Source organism: Faecalibacterium sp. I2-3-92, from assembly GCF_023347315.1.
GTDB lineage: Bacteria > Bacillota > Clostridia > Oscillospirales > Ruminococcaceae > Faecalibacterium > Faecalibacterium duncaniae.
In genome coordinates, this window is record NZ_CP094470.1 from 2357415 (window position 1) to 2373358 (window position 15944).

13 protein-coding genes are annotated in these 15944 nt (G+C 58.2%); 8 read left to right on the top strand and 5 right to left on the bottom strand.

Annotated elements, in window-relative coordinates:
• Nucleotides 1–2: 2 nt before the first annotated feature.
• The 3 genes from MTP42_RS11495 to MTP42_RS11505 all read right to left on the bottom strand — a co-directional run bounded on the left by MTP42_RS11495 (nucleotide 3) and on the right by MTP42_RS11505 (nucleotide 3438).
• Entirely contained in the window at nucleotides 3–245 is a 243-nt protein-coding gene (locus MTP42_RS11495) for an acyl carrier protein (protein WP_005934955.1), read from the bottom strand.
• A gap of 183 nt (nucleotides 246–428) precedes the next feature.
• Nucleotides 429–1901, bottom strand: a complete 1473-nt coding sequence (locus MTP42_RS11500; RefSeq protein WP_249257358.1) for a class I adenylate-forming enzyme family protein — start codon at nucleotides 1899–1901, stop codon at nucleotides 429–431.
• 28 nt (nucleotides 1902–1929) lie between these two features.
• Nucleotides 1930–3438, bottom strand: a complete 1509-nt coding sequence (locus tag MTP42_RS11505) for a class I adenylate-forming enzyme family protein (RefSeq protein WP_249257359.1) — start codon at nucleotides 3436–3438, stop codon at nucleotides 1930–1932.
• Between the two features lie 376 nt (nucleotides 3439–3814).
• On the opposite strand from MTP42_RS11505, the gene MTP42_RS11510 reads away from it, so the two are divergent.
• The 5 genes from MTP42_RS11510 to MTP42_RS11530 all read left to right on the top strand — a co-directional run bounded on the left by MTP42_RS11510 (nucleotide 3815) and on the right by MTP42_RS11530 (nucleotide 9359).
• Complete coding sequence (locus tag MTP42_RS11510) at nucleotides 3815–4975, top strand: acyltransferase family protein (protein WP_156060410.1); 1161 nt, start codon at nucleotides 3815–3817, stop codon at nucleotides 4973–4975.
• A gap of 60 nt (nucleotides 4976–5035) precedes the next feature.
• Nucleotides 5036–5863, top strand: a complete 828-nt coding sequence (locus MTP42_RS11515) for a hypothetical protein (protein WP_097773396.1) — start codon at nucleotides 5036–5038, stop codon at nucleotides 5861–5863.
• 22 nt (nucleotides 5864–5885) lie between these two features.
• The gene (locus MTP42_RS11520) at nucleotides 5886–7487 is read left to right on the top strand and encodes a glycosyltransferase (protein WP_249257360.1); all 1602 of its coding nucleotides are present in this window, start codon (nucleotides 5886–5888) and stop codon (nucleotides 7485–7487) included.
• A gap of 303 nt (nucleotides 7488–7790) precedes the next feature.
• On the top strand, nucleotides 7791–8816 hold the full coding sequence (locus MTP42_RS11525; protein WP_249257361.1) for a lysylphosphatidylglycerol synthase transmembrane domain-containing protein: 1026 nt from the start codon (nucleotides 7791–7793) through the stop codon (nucleotides 8814–8816).
• A 90-nt stretch (nucleotides 8817–8906) separates the two neighbouring features.
• Nucleotides 8907–9359, top strand: coding sequence for a hypothetical protein (locus tag MTP42_RS11530; RefSeq protein ID WP_249257362.1), 453 nt, complete (start codon nucleotides 8907–8909; stop codon nucleotides 9357–9359).
• A 46-nt stretch (nucleotides 9360–9405) separates the two neighbouring features.
• Here MTP42_RS11530 and MTP42_RS11535 read toward each other — a convergent pair whose 3' ends face one another.
• Entirely contained in the window at nucleotides 9406–9690 is a 285-nt protein-coding gene (locus tag MTP42_RS11535) for a helix-turn-helix domain-containing protein (protein ID WP_249257363.1), read from the bottom strand.
• Between the two features lie 121 nt (nucleotides 9691–9811).
• On the opposite strand from MTP42_RS11535, the gene MTP42_RS11540 reads away from it, so the two are divergent.
• The 3 genes from MTP42_RS11540 to pflA all read left to right on the top strand — a co-directional run bounded on the left by MTP42_RS11540 (nucleotide 9812) and on the right by pflA (nucleotide 13952).
• Complete coding sequence (locus MTP42_RS11540; protein ID WP_249257364.1) at nucleotides 9812–10327, top strand: hypothetical protein; 516 nt, start codon at nucleotides 9812–9814, stop codon at nucleotides 10325–10327.
• 630 nt (nucleotides 10328–10957) lie between these two features.
• Nucleotides 10958–13210: a formate C-acetyltransferase gene (gene pflB / locus MTP42_RS11545; RefSeq protein ID WP_098924489.1), complete on the top strand. Its 2253-nt coding sequence runs from the start codon at nucleotides 10958–10960 to the stop codon at nucleotides 13208–13210.
• Entirely contained in the window at nucleotides 13197–13952 is a 756-nt protein-coding gene (pflA, locus tag MTP42_RS11550) for a pyruvate formate-lyase-activating protein (RefSeq protein WP_249257365.1), read from the top strand. Before pflB ends, pflA begins: the two co-directional genes overlap by 14 nt.
• Before the next feature lie 143 nt (nucleotides 13953–14095).
• Here pflA and MTP42_RS11555 read toward each other — a convergent pair whose 3' ends face one another.
• Nucleotides 14096–15943, bottom strand: coding sequence for an HD-GYP domain-containing protein (locus tag MTP42_RS11555; protein ID WP_249257366.1), 1848 nt, complete (start codon nucleotides 15941–15943; stop codon nucleotides 14096–14098).
• Between the last annotated feature and the right edge of the window lies 1 nt (nucleotide 15944).

A 15944-nucleotide genomic window follows, 5' to 3' on the forward strand; every position in this document is an offset into this window, starting at 1 on the left:
ATTTACCCCGCGTTCTCGGCCAGATAATCGGCCAGATCGCCGATGGTCACAAAGTTGCGCAGCTCCTTTTCGGGGATGCGCAGACCAAAGGTCTCTTCCAGATCGGCCACGACGGTCAGGATCTCCATAGAGGACAGATCCAGATCATCCATCATCACGCTGTTTTCGTTGACATCCTCGGGCGAGATCTCTGCCACATCCTCCAGAATTGCCAGGATCTGAGACATGATTTCTGCTCTTTCCATCAAAAAATCTTCCTTTCCGTGAGGGATTTTTTATCGCCTGCAAGGGCGCAGTTTCAGTATGCCACGCGCCGGGCCGGTTTAGCCAGCCGGGCTGGGCATTCCTGTGTTTTATAATACCTGTTTTATGGAGGAAATGCAACACACCGACCGCGCGGTTTTGCGCTTTTTTTACAATTTCCGCGCTTACCTGCGCAGCAGCTTGCCCATGGCGTTGCGGGGCAGGGGCTCGGTGCTGAACTCCACCGCCGTGATCCGCTGGTACAGCGGCAGGGTACGGTTCAACCCAGTGATAAAGGCCCGGACCTCCGCCTGCTTTTCCTCGGCACAGCAGATCAGCGCACCGATCTTTTTGCCCATCTCCTTGACCATGCACTCCTGCACCTCAGGGCAGGCGTTGAGCTTTCTTTCCAGCTCCTCGGGGCTGACGTTCTCGCCGGTGCCCAGAATGATCAGGTTCTTCTTCCGGCCCACCATATAGTAATAGCCGTCCTCGTCCTCACGGGCCAGGTCGCCGGTGTGGAGCCAGCCGTCTTTGTCGATGATCTCGGCGGTGGCTTCGGGATCCTTATAGTAGCCCAGCATCACACAGCCGCCCCGGATGCAGATCTCGCCGGTCTCATCCAGCTTGTACTCGCAGTGGCCGTCCGGCTTGCCCAGCGCCCGGATATGGGGCTCTGCCTGGGCGTAGTTCACCAGACCATCGCCGCAGGTCTCGGTCATGCCGTAGCACTGGGTGATGTACATGCCGTTTTCCACCAGACCCAGCAGCAGCTCGCTGTCGAACATGGCAGAGCTGCCGCAGGGGTTCCACAGGCCGTTCAGCTTATCGGCGCGGCCGCGCTTGACATCCTTGTAGATGCTCTCCATCAGCACCGGGGCCACGGCAATGGAATCGCTGTGCATCAGGCCCAGATCCCGGTAGAAATTCCGCAGGTCACTGCAAAGGTTCAGGGCCCAGCCCTTGAAGGGCCAGGAGAACAGGCAGATAAAGGTGCCCAGATGGAACAGGGGCAGGATGGCAAAGTTGCTCAGGACATCGTTTTTGTCCTCGGGCAGCTGCCGGTGCTTGAAGTCCAGCATGTGGTCGCCCATGGCAACGTGCATCTGCATCACGGTAAAAAAGTTCCGCTCTGCCAGCATCACGGCCTTGCTGCGGCCGGTGGTGCCGGAGGTGAACAGCATGACCATCAGGGCATTGGGGTCGATTTTCTTTTCCAGCCCGCCGGGCGCGGTGTCCTTCCAGACATCCATCGGCCGCAGGCGTTCCCCATACGCAGCCTCCAGCTGCTCACGGCAGCCGTAGTCCACCCCATCGTTCAGAATGAGGGCAGGCTCTGCCAGCTCCAGCTCCCAGCTCAGTTCGTCCCAGGTCTTTTTCTGGTTCATCGTTACCAGAACAGCCCCGGCCAGCACAGCGCCAAAGGTATTCACGCCGTACTCATAGCAGTTCCGGCTCAGCAGAACCACCCGCTTGCCCTCCACCTCCGGGATGTTCCGGGCAAACCAGGCAGCAGCGCGGCGGATATCCTGTGCATACTCGGCACAGGTCTTTTCCTTCACGGTGCCGGTGGCATCCTCTACCCAGCGGAAGGCCACCCGCCCGGGGAATTCCTGCTCCATTGTCCGGGTGACAAGATCATAGACATTGTTTACCATGGTCTGCTCCTTTTTCTCCCGTTTGATTTTACTTGCGCAGCAGCTTGCCCAGCGCGTTGCGGGGCAGGGGCTCGGTGCTGCATTCTACAACGGAGATGCGCTTGTACATGGGCAGGGTGCGGTTCAGCTCGGTGACAAAAGCCTTTACCTGCTGCTGCTTGTCATCCTCACAGCAGACCGCGGTGCCGATCTTCTTGCCCATCTCCTTGACGATGCACTCCTTGATGGCATCGCACTTGCCCAGCAGCTTTTCCAGCTCCTCGGGGCTGACGTTCTCGCCGCTGTCCAGAATGATGAGGTTCTTCTTGCGGCCGGTCATATAGTAGTAGCCTTCCTCGTCCACGCGGGCCAGGTCGCCGGTGTGGAGCCAGCCGTCCTTGTCGATGGTCTCGGCAGTGGCCTCGGGGTCCTTATAGTAGCCCAGCATCACGCAGCCGCCGCGGACGCAGATCTCGCCGGTCTCGTCCACCTTGACCTCACAGAAGCCGTCCGGCTTGCCCAGGGCACGCAGGTGGTCGCCCTCCTGGGTCACGTTCAGCAGGCCATAGCCGGCCAGCTCGGTCATGGAGTAGCACTGATTGATGTAGAAGCCATTCTTCACCAGATCGCTCAGAATGGCGGGATCAAGGATGGCAGAGCTGCAGCTCAGGTTCCACAGCCCGTTCAGGCGGTCGGCATGGCCGCGCTTGACCTCGTTGCAGATCATCTCCACCAGCACCGGAGGGGTAGACATGGCATCGCTGTGCATCAGGCTCATATCCCGGCGCAGGTCGCGGGCATCACAGCAGAGATTCAGGGTCCAGCCCTGTATGCCATAGACAAAGTAGCAGATGAAACCGGCCAGATGGAACATGGGCACCAGCGTAAAGTGGCTGAAGGTCTGGTCGAGGTACTGGGGTACCAGCCGCTCCTCATAATCAAGGACGGACTTCTGGCCATCGATGTACATCTGGCAGGCGGTGAAGTAGTTCTTCTCGCTCAGCATCACACCCTTGCTGCGGCCGGTGGTGCCGGAAGTGAACATCAGCATCAGCAGACCCTCGTGGTCGATGCGGTTGACCATCTCAGCCTCAGGGGCAGCGGTCCAGGCATCCATGGGGCGGAGCCGAGCGCCGTAGAGCGCTTCCAGCTGGGCGCGGTAGCCGTAATCGATGCCATCATTGAAGATGAGGTCCGGCTCCACCATGCCCAGCTCATACTCCAGCTCGGCCCAGGTCTTGCCCTGGTTCAGGGTCACGATGACAGCGCCTGCCATCATGGTGCCGAAAACGACCGCGCCGTACTCATAGTTGGTGCGGCTCAGGATGACAATCTTCTTGCCCTTGGGCTCGCCCAGCTCCTGCTGCAGGTAGCCGGTCGCTTTGCGGATATCCTGCACATACTGAGCGTAGGTCTTTTCCACCACCGTGTCCTTGCCCTCCACATAGCGGAACGCCACACGGTCAGCATACTTATTCTGCATCGCAGAGATCATATCAAAAACGGTCATCGGCATATTTGCCACGGTCACAACTTCGTTACAAGCCTTGTTTGCCATTATTTTACACTCCCTGTTTATTTTTGTTAAATTATTCCCTTTTGTTTCCGCAAAATGGAATCTTCTGGGCACTCTAGCCTAGAGTATACCGCATAGAGGGCTTAAATGCAAGATTTAATTGCACAAATATGCAATTTAAACTTGCAGTCAATCTGTGCACCCGGATGTAAATCCTGCCTTTTGTTGCGGGCAGGCCGTGAGTGTGGTACACTTTTCCCGGTATCCGCCCACCGTGCTTTCTCCCTGCGTTTGATTGACAGCAAGAGCAAAAAGCATTATACTTATTATAAATATCTCTAATTTTTAACATGATGCGCCAAAAATCCGGCAATTCTGCCATCCCGGGGCGGGGTGCGGCGCAGAGGAGGACCTTTTTATGGAGGGAACCAAACGCCGTGCCGCAAATTCGCTGGGCATGTTTGACCTGCTCAAGGGTGTCGGCATGCTGACCATCGTCTTTGCCCACACCGGTGAGCTTTATCCCATGGGCGATGCCAGCCACATCAACCCGCTGACCTTTTGCATGTTCGCCTACCGCGAATCCCTGATGGCGGCCTTTTACATTGCCAGCGGCTACGGCTTCCGCAAGCGCTCCATCGGCAAGTGCATCGACCAGCAGTTCAAAACGCTGCTCAAGCCTTACATCTATACAGGCATTGCCACCACCGTGTTCCATTTTATCATCCATTACAGCCTGTTCGGCAGCCTGCACAACGCCACCTACGAGACCTACAAGGTGCTGGGCGGCTTTGCACTGGGCCTGCCCCACACGGCCACCTATTTCGGCCAGCTGTTCTTTTCCTGCGGCCCCATGTGGTATCTGCTCTCGCTGATGATCGCATGGGTCCTGCTGGATCTCATCCTGAATATCTTCCCGGAGCAGTACATAAACTGGGCGGTGCTGGGTACCATGCTGTTAGGCTGGGGCATCTGCATCACCTGGGAGGCTCCTTTTTGCATCGGCCAGGGCATGGTCACCGTTCCGGCTCTGTATGTGGGCTACCTCGCCAAGAAGTATAAGATCTTTGAACAGCCCCTCTCGCCCCGTCTGCGCGGCGGGATGATCGCGGCGGCGCTGGCTGTGGCCGCACTGGTGCTTCTTACCAAGAGCACCGACTGCGTCTCGATGGCCGAGTGGACCTTCGGTCCCGTGAGCATCCTGCTGGATGCCGTGACGGGCCTGGGCATCCTTTCCATCGTCATCTGGTTCCAGCGCAGGGTGGAGAACGTTGTCACCCACGCCATTCAGGCCATTGGCCGCCGTTCGCTGTTCATCTTCTGTGTCCACACTGTGGAGCTCACGGCCATTCCCTGGTATCTGATGCCCCAGAAGTTTGCGGCTCACCCGGTGCTGGGCATGGTGCTGCAGTTCACCCTTTCGCTGGGCTCCACCCTGCTCATCTGCGAGCTGCTGGTGCGCCGTCGGGACCTGAAGTTCTGGCTCACCTCCCGCCGGGAGCAGAAGGCGGCGGAAGCGCCCCGCCGGCGCAGCGCCCGCACCGAAGCGCCTGAGCGTCATTTTGCGGCAAAACACTGATTTTTTGCAGAGGGTGCCCCCTCTGCTGAAGTGAAATAATATTATGAGGAGAATCCGGTTATGAACAACGCAGCTCCTGAGAACACTGCGGCTCTGCAGGAAAAGATCGCCGAGCTGGAACAGCAGCTCAAGCTTTCGGACGAAGGTGCTTCCCATCTGGCAGAGCGCTGCCTTTCCCTGGAACAGAAGGTGCAGTCCTACCTTGCGGCACACCCCCAGCGCGAGATGCATACTGACTCGCCCACTCTGCTGCAGCCGCTGCTCTATTATGATGCAGGCTTCGGCTTTTCGGAAAAGGACACCCTGACCGCGCCCGACTGCACCACCGACGAGCTGACCGGTGCCGTGACCGCGACCTTTGAGCTGCCGGTGGCCGTGCAGGCCCTGCGGTTCGACCCGGGTGAGCTGCCCTGCTGCATCACCAACCTGATCTTTTCAGACGACCGCATCATCTGCGTGCCCACCAACGGCCTGAACCTTTCCGGTGGAAGCACCCTCTTCCTGGGCGATGACCCCAACTACCGGCTGGAGGGCACCACCCACTACCCCGCCGGGATGAAGCTGGTGGTGAGCTACGGCTACTTCCCGCTGGAGACCCTGACGGACGAGCCTTTGTTCTGCGCCGTGCTGCAGGGCGTGCAGCAGCTCCAGCTGCGCAAGGACAGCGAAAAGCAGCATATCCAGCAGCTGGAGCAGAATGCCGCGGCCCAGCAGCAGATGGTGGCCGCCCTGCAGCAGGAGATCGCACAGCTGCACCAGAAAAACGCCGATCTGCAGGCCCGGAGCACTGCCTACGAGACCTCGCTGGAAAGCGTGTTTTCCAGTAAAAGCTGGAAGCTCACTGCTCCCATCCGCAGCCTGATGCGCCTGTTCCACCGTGGAAACTGAGAAGCGGAACGGAGGAACAGCCATGTATAACAATTACACCCCCCTGCAGCAGCGTCAGCTGGCCCTGCAGGAGTACAGCAACACCCAGAGCACCTATCTGCTGGTCTGCGCATCGGCCCGCAGCACGGCCCTGAAAGCCACCCTGACTGACCAGCTCCACCGCAAGTTCCGGCTGGTGGACCGGCTGGGCGGGGAGCTGACCGCAAGCGTAGACGGCGTGCTTCTGGCCGCCGAGGACGTGGAGCTGATGTCCACCGCCCTGATGTACTTTGCCAAAGCCCTGCAGGACGGCGCGGATTATGTCGCCTGCAATGCTGTGTTCGGCTTTGGCGGGGCGACTGCCCTCTATCAGAGCCAGCCGCTGCAGGCGCAGAACCGCTGCGCCGTGGTCAGCCGCACCCTGCTGGAGCGCTGCCGCGCCGCCGCCCATGACCCCGAAAATGTGCCCGAGCTGCTGGCGCTGGCCGCGCAGCTCTGCACTAAGCCCACTCTCATCCCGCAGGCCCTGCTCCACTACGAGCGCGGCATCTGCGCCGAGGATGCGTTTTCGGCCCACGGCAAACGTGCCTTTATTATGAGCCATGTGCTGGATATGACCGGCGCACCCATCGTGCTGGTGAGCGCCGTGCCGGTGCTGCGCAGCATGGGGTATGAGGTACTTGTGCTGGGCCCCAGTGACGGCGGCTCCCTGCATCTCTTCCTGGATGCCGGGGCCTCGGTCATCACCCGGTCGTCCTGCCGCAATGTCTCCGATGCCTGGGGCATGGCCCTCTGTGCCGACTTCGTCATCGCCAACACGGTGGTCATGGCCCGGGCTGTCCGTGCCCTGAGCGGCACCGCCGTGCCGGTGCTGTGGTGGCTCCATGATGCCTTTGCAGGCTATCCCCACATTGCCCACCAGATCCCCACCCAGCTGGGAGAGAATGTCCGGGTCTACTCGGTGGGCAGCCACGCCGCCAACGCCATGCACGCCGTGCGGCCCGAGTTCGAGATCCGGCCACTCATCTACGGCCTGCCTGATTACGCGGCAGAGAACTTTGTCCGCACCGATCTGGGCTACAACCACGGCCGCCCGCTGTTTGCCACGGTGGGCTCCTTTGAGCGCCGCAAAGGTCACGATATCTTCTGCAAGGCCATCCGCCTGCTGCCGCCCGAGGTGCGGGAAAAAGCCTCCTTCCTCTTTGTGGGCCAGGCCGCTGACAAGGAGATGATGGACTCCGTCCGCACCCTGACCGCAGACTACCCGGGAAACGTGTACTACTGCAAGCGGCTCACCCGTGACGAGATCAAGAGCCTGATGGAGCAGTGCACCGGTCTGGTCTGCGCCTCCCGCGATGATCCCATGCCCACCTTTGTCACCGAGGGTCTGATCTTCGGCAAGCCGTCCATCGTATCGGAGCACACCGGCACCGCCGGGCTCATCTCCGAGGGGCGGAACGGCTTCGTTTACCACAACGACGACCCGCAGCAGCTGGCTGTCCTGCTGGAGCACGCCATTGAACACCCGGAAGAGCTGGCCTCCATGCGGACAGAATGCCGTAAAATGTACGAGCAGTATTATTCCAAGGAGGCTTTTGAGCAGACGCTCCGGGCTGCTGTGGAAGATCTGACAGCGAAAAAGTAACACAAAACCTCTCCGTCATTGCTTCGCAATGCCACTTCTCCTCATAGGGGCAACAGCAACAACCGCCGCCAGTGGCGGATAAAGGGCGTTGCTGTTGGGGCCGCGGCCAGCAAGACACAAGTGTTGTTTCCAACACGAAGTGGATGCTGGGAGCCGCAACCCGGGCCTGGCAAATGAAGTAAGCCTGAGAGGTTCTTTTTTATCATATCACACAAAGTGACGAGAAAAATTTTGTTTCAGTTCACAAAAACAAGGTTCCTCTGTGTTATACTGCAAGCAGTATCGTGAAAGGAGCCTTGTCCCATGGAACAGACCAACACCCCCCAGCAGCCCTCCCGCAAAAAGGCGATCCTTTCTCTGCTGGTGCTGCTGGCGCTGACCTGTGTAGTGGTTTTCATCTTCAGCAGCCACTGGGCCGAGATCTCGACCGCGCTGGCCCAGCTCTCCTTCTGGCAGGTGCTGCTGGTGCTGGCCATCGGCCTGACATACCCCCTGCTTGAGGGAATCGTCTGCTGGCTCATCATCCGCTGCCGCCTGCCGGGCTTCACCCTGCGGCGCGGCTTGGATGCCGCCTTTGTGGGCATCTTTGGCAACGTGGTCGGCCTGGGTGCCGGGGCTGTGCCCATGGAGTCCTACTATCTCTACCACTGCGGCCTGCCGCTGGGCCCCGGTGTTGGCCTGATGACCCTGCAATATGTATTCCACAAGACCACTGTTCTGCTCTATGCCACTGTGATGCTCCTGCTGCAACACCGTTGGCTCGCCGCCAACACCTCCGGCGTGATGCACTATCTGCCCGCCGCCTACTGCGTGGTGGCGCTGGTCATCGTGACGCTGGTGCTGCTCTGTGTCTCGCCGCTGGTGCAGCGGCTGGCCCGCTGGGCCATGGGCTTTCTGCCCAAAACAGAACCATGGCAGACCCGCCGGGAAAAGTGGCTGGAGCAGCTGGACACCCTGGCCACCGAGAGCCGCCTCCTGCTGGCCGACAAGGGCCGCTGTGCCCGTATCCTTGCCGTGCAGACCCTCAAGCTGTTTCTGATGTTCACCCTGCCGTGGTTCTGCATCCGCTTCATGGGGCTTTCCTGCGGGCTGAACTTCTGGCAGGTACAGCTGCTCACCAGCTTGATGCTCTTCCTTTCCAACGCCCTGCCCAATGTAGCAGGCATGGGCTCCATTGAAACGGCTTTTCTGCTGGTGTTCAGCAGCTTTATGACCAGCGGCGAGGCCATGAGCACCCTGATGCTCTTCCGCATCGCAAGCTACTATTTTGTGTTCGCCGCCAGCGCCGCAGGCACTTTTGCGGCGCAGAAGCATCTGGAGAACAGTTGACATCCTGCGCGTTCCGGCACTATAATGAGAGCGTACTCTTTGAAGATCCCTGGCCGCCCAGCTGTGCGGCCCACCAAAGGAGAACGCCTTATGGAAAACAAAAGTCTCCGTTTTTATGCCATCATGGCCCTCTGGGTCGTGTTGTTCGTACTGTTGTTCGTTTCCAACCGCCGCGTTGACCTGAAAACTGACATCAATAAAAGCACTTCTGTCTCCGTCAGCGTGGAGGATACCGTCAGCCTGAGCCCCTCTGTGGTCACCACCCGCGCTTATTCTGCGGGCGATGATGCTTATCAGGCATTTTTCGAGATCCTGCAGAACGCGAGCTGCTACCAAAAGTTCAACCAGAATGTCCGCTCCTACTCCCACGACTACGAAGCGCATTCCATCACCCTGCGCTTTGCAGACGATGCCAGCCAGAACCTACTTTTCACCGTCTATTCGGACGGAGTCTGCCAGGTAAACGGAAAATTCGTCTCCCTCCGCTCCCCCGATGGAAACGCAGAGGCGATCTACCAGCTGCTGCGGGATGCGGTGGTTTAATCAGACAAAAAAACAAACGCTTTGAGAAATTCACATCTCAAGGCGTTTATTTTTTGCTGTTCTTTTGCAGAAACTGCTTCTTCTGTTCGGTACTCCATGTCTGGAGCAGGTTCAGGATCTGCGTATCCTCCCAATCCGCACGGCCTGTGATATAGTCCATACTCACATGATAATACTCTGCCAACCGGAGCAGATGGTGGGTCGGTATCTCCTGCACCCCCAGTTCATATTTTGCATACTGCTGCTGGGTCGTGTTCAGGATCGCACCGGCTTCCTTCTGCGTCAGGTCTGCATCCTCCCGCAAATCCCGCAAGCGTTCATAATAATACATCGTAAAGCCCCCTGAAAGGACTATACTTCACATCTGATAAGATGTATTGACTTTACACCTTATCAGGTGTATTATTGAATCAACAAATCCACTTTCATTCACGCAAAAGGAGGAATCTTACATGAAAACAATCAGAAAATTTTCTCTCGTACTGCTTTCCATGGTTCTACTCTTCACCTTAACTTCCTGCGACGAAACCGGAGCTGTATCTGTAGACACCGCCAAAGTAGAAAAGAGCGTTCTATCTGTGATGAATACAGCTTTGGGCACAGATTTCACCAATGACGAAAGCCTGCGGGGCAAAGCGGATTATATTTGGGATAAGGTCGATAAAAACGGACGAATCTTCTGGACACAATCCATATACTACCCCGAAGGCGAAAACGGGGAAAGGTTCTGGATAGAGCCCATCTATGATTCGGATACTTTTGCCGAAGATTCAAAATTCCAGTTGACCGCATTTACCGAAGAAGAGCTGAAAAAGTACGAAAGCCCGTCCAAAGAACTACTTGCACAGGTCAAGCAGAAAATTGGAGCAGCTGATAATTATACGGAAGTCACATCCCTTTGTGTGACGGCAAGAAACATTGGCGGAAAAGTTTACGTTGTTTATGTAAGAGAAATAAGAAGCAAGTAAAGCAAATGGGCTGTCGCCATCTCAAGTCCAGCGTAGCTTATAAAAACAAAAATCGGGGCACTCAGGTGGTCAAGCTGAGTGTCCCGTTTTTGTTTTCATCTGCGCACAGTGCCGTACCAGAGCCCTGTGTGCCGCGCAGCGGATGCAGAGCAAACCAGAATGCTGCATCCTGCCAAGAAAAAGAGAGTATGGAATGGAGGAATGGAACGGAGCGCTTGCAGACGCTCCGTTTTTTGGTGCATCGTGGTTAGATTTAGCTAACCGCCGCTGCGAGAACAGAATACCATAGATGGTTAGTCTTGTCAACCCTCAATTTGCAATTTTTCCCGAAAAAGGTGTGTGTCGCCGTGGTTTTAGCTTTTTTTCTACATTCTGCCCAAAGAATCCCCCTTGCTTTGGAAGAAAACCCACTTGTTTTCTATTGCTTTTTAAAGTGGTTCTTGTTATTATAGTAACGCAAGATTTTGTGGGCAGGTTTTCATTTTTGTCTACACCTTGTAGTTAGAACTGCCGCAGACGGCAGTTCAAGACCGTTTCGCCCCCAGAAAGCCGCCTATACAGTGCGGTTTTTCAAAGGCTCAATAGTTAGAATGCGCTAACCAGCGCATGGAATGGAGCAAGGAGGTTCCAATGATCAATTTTGAACAGTGGGAAGGCTTTGAGGGCCGCATCTGGAAAGAGGAAGTCAATGTCCGCGACTTCATCCAGAAGAACTACACCCCGTACGACGGCGACGAAAGCTTTCTGGCTGGTCCCACCGAGGCGACCGATAAGCTGTGGGGTGCCCTGCAGAAGCTGCAGAAGGAAGAGCGCGCCAAGGGCGGCGTGCTGGACATGGAGACCGAAGTCGTCAGCAGCCTGACCGCTTACGGCCCCGGCTATATCGACGAGACCCTGAAGGATCTGGAGCAGATCGTCGGCCTGCAGACCGACAAGCCCCTGAAGCGTGCATTCATGCCCTACGGCGGCATCAAGATGGCAGAGCAGGCCTGCACCACCTACGGCTATCAGCCCAGCGAGGAGCTGCACAAGATCTTTACCGACTACACCCGCACCCACAACCAGGCTGTGTTCGATGCCTACACCCCTGAGATGAAGGCTGCCCGCCACACCCACATCATCACCGGTCTGCCCGACACCTACGGCCGCGGCCGCATCGTGGGCGACTACCGCCGCGTGGCCCTGTACGGCATCGATGCCCTGATCAAGTTCAAGCAGGAAGATTTCGCCAACTGCGGCGACGGCACCATGACCGATGATGTGATCCGCCTGCGCGAGGAGATCGCACGCCAGATCAGCGCCCTGAAGGGCATGAAGAAGATGGCCGAGGCCTACGGCTGCGATATCTCCCAGCCCGCTAAGAACGCCAAGGAAGCCTGCCAGTGGCTGTACTTCGGCTACCTGGCCGCCATCAAGACCCAGAACGGCGCTGCCATGAGCGTGGGCCGCATCTCCACCTTCCTGGATATCTACATCCAGCGCGATCTGGAGAACGGCACCCTGACCGAGAGCCAGGCCCAGGAGCTGATCGACCACATGGTGATGAAGTTCCGCATGGTCAAGTTTGCCCGCATCCCCAGCTACAACCAGCTGTTCTCCGGCGACCCCGTGTGGGCCACCCTGGAAGTGGGCGGCATCGGCATGGACGGCCGCAGCATGGTCACCAAGAACTGCTACCGCTTCCTGCACACTCTGGAGAACATGGGCCCCGCACCGGAGCCGAACCTGACCGTTCTGTACTCCTCTGCCCTGCCCGAGAACTTCAAGAAGTACGCCGCCAAGGTGTCCATCAACACCAGCTCTGTTCAGTACGAGAACGACGATGTGATGAAGCCCGTGTGGGGCGACGATTACTCCATCTGCTGCTGCGTGTCTGCCACCCAGACCGGCAAGGAGATGCAGTTCTTTGGTGCCCGCGCCAACCTGGCAAAGTGCCTGCTGTACGCCATCAACGGCGGCGTGGACGAGAAGAGCCACGAGCAGTGCGGCCCCAACTATGCCCCCATCACCAGCGAGTACCTGAACTATGACGAGGTCCTGCCCAAGTATGTCCAGATGCTGGACTGGCTGGCCGGCCTGTACGTCAACGTGCTGAATCTGATCCAGTATATGCATGACAAGTACTACTACGAGGAAGCCGAGATGGCCCTGATCGACACCGATGTGCGCCGCACCTTTGCCACCGGCATTGCAGGCTTCTCCCACGTCATCGACTCCCTGAGCGCCATCAAGTACGCCAAGGTCAAGGTCGTGCGCGATGAGACCGGCCTGGCCACCGGCTATGAGGTGGAGGGCGACTTCCCCAAATACGGCAACGATGACGACCGTGCCGATGAGATCGGCGTTTGGCTGCTGCGCACCTTCCTGGAGATGATCAAGAAGCGCCACACCTACCGCAACTCCGAGGCTACCACCTCCATCCTGACCATCACCTCCAACGTGGTGTACGGCAAGTACACCGGTGCTCTGCCCGATGGCCGTGCCGCCTTTACCCCCTTTGCACCCGGTGCAAACCCCAGCTACGGTGCGGAGCAGAACGGCCTGCTGGCTTCCCTGAACTCTGTTGCCAAGCTGCCTTACCACTGGGCTCTGGACGGCATCTCCAACACCCAGACCATCAACCCCGAGGCTCTGGGCCACAGCGAGGAGGAACGCAAGGAGAACCTGGTGCAGGTGATGGATGGCTACTTCGATCAGGGTGCACACCACCTGAACGTGAACGTGTTCGGCAAGGAGAAGCTGCTGGATGCCATGGAGCACCCCGAAAAGGAAGAATACGCCAACTTCACCATCCGCGTCTCCGGCTATGCGGTCAAGTTCATCGACCTGACCCGCGAGCAGCAGATGGACGTGATCTCCCGTACCTGCCATGCCGCACTGTGACCCTGTCGGTCTCGTCCACTCGCTGGAAAGCTTCGGCTCAGTGGACGGGCCGGGTGTCCGGTTCGTTGTCTTTCTGCAGGGCTGTGCCCTGCGCTGCAAATACTGCCACAACCCCGAAACGTGGAGCGCTGAGGGCGGCACGGAATGGTCTCCGGAGAAGCTGTTCCAGCACGTCTGGCGCTACCGCAATTACTGGGGCAAGAAGGGCGGCATCACCGTCAGCGGCGGCGAGCCGCTGCGGCAGATGGACTTCTTGACAAAATTCTTCCAGCTGGCACGCGCCAAGGGGGTGCACACCGCGCTGGACACGGCCGGTCAGCCGTTCCAGCCCGATGACCCCGCCTACCTGGCCGCCTTCGATACCCTGATGGCTTCCACCAGTCTGGTGATCCTGGATCTCAAGGAGATCGACCCGGAGAAGCACCGTCAGCTTACCGGCAGGGGCAATGCCAACATTTTAGCCATGGCACGGCATATTTCCGATCTGGGCGTTCCGCTCTGGATCCGGCATGTGCTGGTGCCCGGCCTCACCGATGACGAGGAGGGCCTGCGCAGGACCGCAGACTTCATCCGCAGCCTGAAAACGGTGCAGCGGGTGGAGGTTCTCCCCTACCACACGCTGGGGCTGTTCAAGTGGCAGAAGCTGGGCATCTCCTATCCCCTGCCCGATGCCGTTCCCCCCACGGCGGAACAGGTCCGCCGGGCGGAAGAACTGCTGGAAGTGGCTAAGTACCACGGCTGAAGCGATGCAGCCGCCGGTGCTTGACAAAGCTTTTTGCATCTAATATCATAAGAGCAAAAGAAAAGGAGCCTTTTGGCACTCACACCTATTTCCCTGTAGAGACAGGGGATGTGAGCCCAAGAGGCTCCTTTTGCTTATGATATTTATTTTTCTTCACTTCCGGCGTGATACACCTGCAGATACACCCTTTTGCGCTCGGCATCCGTGTTCTCTGCCAGCTGCTGGCAGAAACGCTCATCCTCGAACAGGGCGACCACATTGGGCGCATAGCGGGTGCCGCTCTGGGCCCGCAGCTCTTCCAGCAGCGTGCGGAAGGGCTTGGCAAGGTTGTAGCACCGACCGATATTATCGGTGGCGGCATCCAGCGAGTCTGCCACGCTCAGCGCATCCACGATTCCCTTGATCTCCGGCGGGCAGGAGGGTACATCATTGGGATAGCCGCCCTTGCCATTGTAATAGCAGTGGTGATAGAGTGCCGCCAGGGCCAGCGTTCTTCCGCAGCCCATTCTATTCAGAATGTCAGCGCCGGTCCTTGGGTGGCTCTGGATGCAGAAAAACTCCTCATCCAGCAGGCGGCGGGCGTTGTTGTCGATGTACATCAGAACGGCACACTTGCCAAGGTCGTGGTACAGGCCGCACTCATAGGCCGTCTGGCAGAGCTCTTCCCGCCGGGCCTGCACCTCGGCCGCGCTCCTGCAGCCCAGCAGGCCAACCAGTGTTTCGGGCCTTGTCTCGATCTGCCGATGCAGCAGGGCACGGGTCAGCTCTGCCACCATCAGCGAGTGGACATAGGTCGGCTTGTGCCCGGCCAGGATACTGCCCAGCATCCGGCGGTTCGCCGTTTCATCTGAGCTGGTGTTGATCTTGCTCAACTCCCAGGCGGCAGAGTTTACCACACGGGGATACTGGCTGGCCGGCATCTGTTCCAGATACTGATCCGCAGAACGGCGTACCTGCTCCACGGTTGCACGATACCTCTGTGCTCCCGCCTCGTCCAGACGTTCTGCATAGACCGAAAGATAGGCCGCCAGAACCAGCTTCCGGTTGATGGCCTCGGCAGAATAATCATCCTGCGCCACGCTTCCCGCCGATTCCAGAAGGATCTTGACCACATCTTCCAGGCTGCCCACCCCGGCATGGTAGCGGGCAGCGGCGTAAAAATAGGGCACCCGCCAGTTCTGCAGGCGCGCATCCTGACCCTTGTACTTCTTCTTGTGCCCCCAGATGTATTCCGCCGATTCCAGCACCTGCCGCGCCACCTCAGGATCCTCCTCCTGCCGCAGATAGGTCAGCAGGGTCATGCGGTCCATGTGCATGGAATAGATGTAGCTTTCCCAGGGGAACTCCGGGTCCAGTGCATGGTAATGCGCAGACTGGATGACCTCCATTGCGCGGCGGAACCGCTCCAGATACCGGCAGCTTTCCGCATGGGTACCGCGGGACATCCCCAGCCGGGTGTTGCCCACACAGCGGATGAGATACTGCCGGGTATTCCTGTCCAGCTGTTCATACCGTGACATGTATTCAGCAGCTTCCGTAAAATAGACCTGGATCGCATCTCCCAACAGGTTGATGCCAGTTCCCTCATCCCGGACGTTCATATAATGCAGGGTGATGCCTGTGTAGTACAGCTCCCTGACGATCATGGGCACGTCTTCCCGGCTGCGGGCCGCTGCCAGCAGCAGCTGATGCACCTTGAACGCCACGCCCATATCCTCGCTGTTCGCGTAGTTGAACAGCCTGCCTGCAAAGGCACTCAGTCCCTGGATGTCTCCGTCTGTCAGAGCCGCAGGGTCACGGTCGTAGACAAACTGCGCCAGCAGTGCCTCATTCTGCCGCATCAGGGTGTTGCATCTCAGCGCGTTGGTCTGGATCTCTTCCAGCACAGCAGCGGGAGCTTTGCCCTCCGGAAAGCTGGGCCGGGAGATCGAGCGCACAACGCGCAGATCCCGAATATACTGTTCAAAAGCCTCTGCCTGCGTGCACTCCATC

Coding starts and splice junctions, on each gene's coding strand:
- MTP42_RS11495 (WP_005934955.1), bottom strand. CDS start 245: ATGGAAAGAGCAGAAATCATGTCTCAGATCCTGGCAATTCTGGAGGAT.
- MTP42_RS11500 (WP_249257358.1), bottom strand. CDS start 1,901: ATGGTAAACAATGTCTATGATCTTGTCACCCGGACAATGGAGCAGGAA.
- MTP42_RS11505 (WP_249257359.1), bottom strand. CDS start 3,438: ATGGCAAACAAGGCTTGTAACGAAGTTGTGACCGTGGCAAATATGCCG.
- MTP42_RS11510 (WP_156060410.1), top strand. CDS start 3,815: ATGGAGGGAACCAAACGCCGTGCCGCAAATTCGCTGGGCATGTTTGAC.
- MTP42_RS11515 (WP_097773396.1), top strand. CDS start 5,036: ATGAACAACGCAGCTCCTGAGAACACTGCGGCTCTGCAGGAAAAGATC.
- MTP42_RS11520 (WP_249257360.1), top strand. CDS start 5,886: ATGTATAACAATTACACCCCCCTGCAGCAGCGTCAGCTGGCCCTGCAG.
- MTP42_RS11525 (WP_249257361.1), top strand. CDS start 7,791: ATGGAACAGACCAACACCCCCCAGCAGCCCTCCCGCAAAAAGGCGATC.
- MTP42_RS11530 (WP_249257362.1), top strand. CDS start 8,907: ATGGAAAACAAAAGTCTCCGTTTTTATGCCATCATGGCCCTCTGGGTC.
- MTP42_RS11535 (WP_249257363.1), bottom strand. CDS start 9,690: ATGTATTATTATGAACGCTTGCGGGATTTGCGGGAGGATGCAGACCTG.
- MTP42_RS11540 (WP_249257364.1), top strand. CDS start 9,812: ATGAAAACAATCAGAAAATTTTCTCTCGTACTGCTTTCCATGGTTCTA.
- pflB (WP_098924489.1), top strand. CDS start 10,958: ATGATCAATTTTGAACAGTGGGAAGGCTTTGAGGGCCGCATCTGGAAA.
- pflA (WP_249257365.1), top strand. CDS start 13,197: ATGCCGCACTGTGACCCTGTCGGTCTCGTCCACTCGCTGGAAAGCTTC.
- MTP42_RS11555 (WP_249257366.1), bottom strand. CDS start 15,943: ATGGAGTGCACGCAGGCAGAGGCTTTTGAACAGTATATTCGGGATCTG.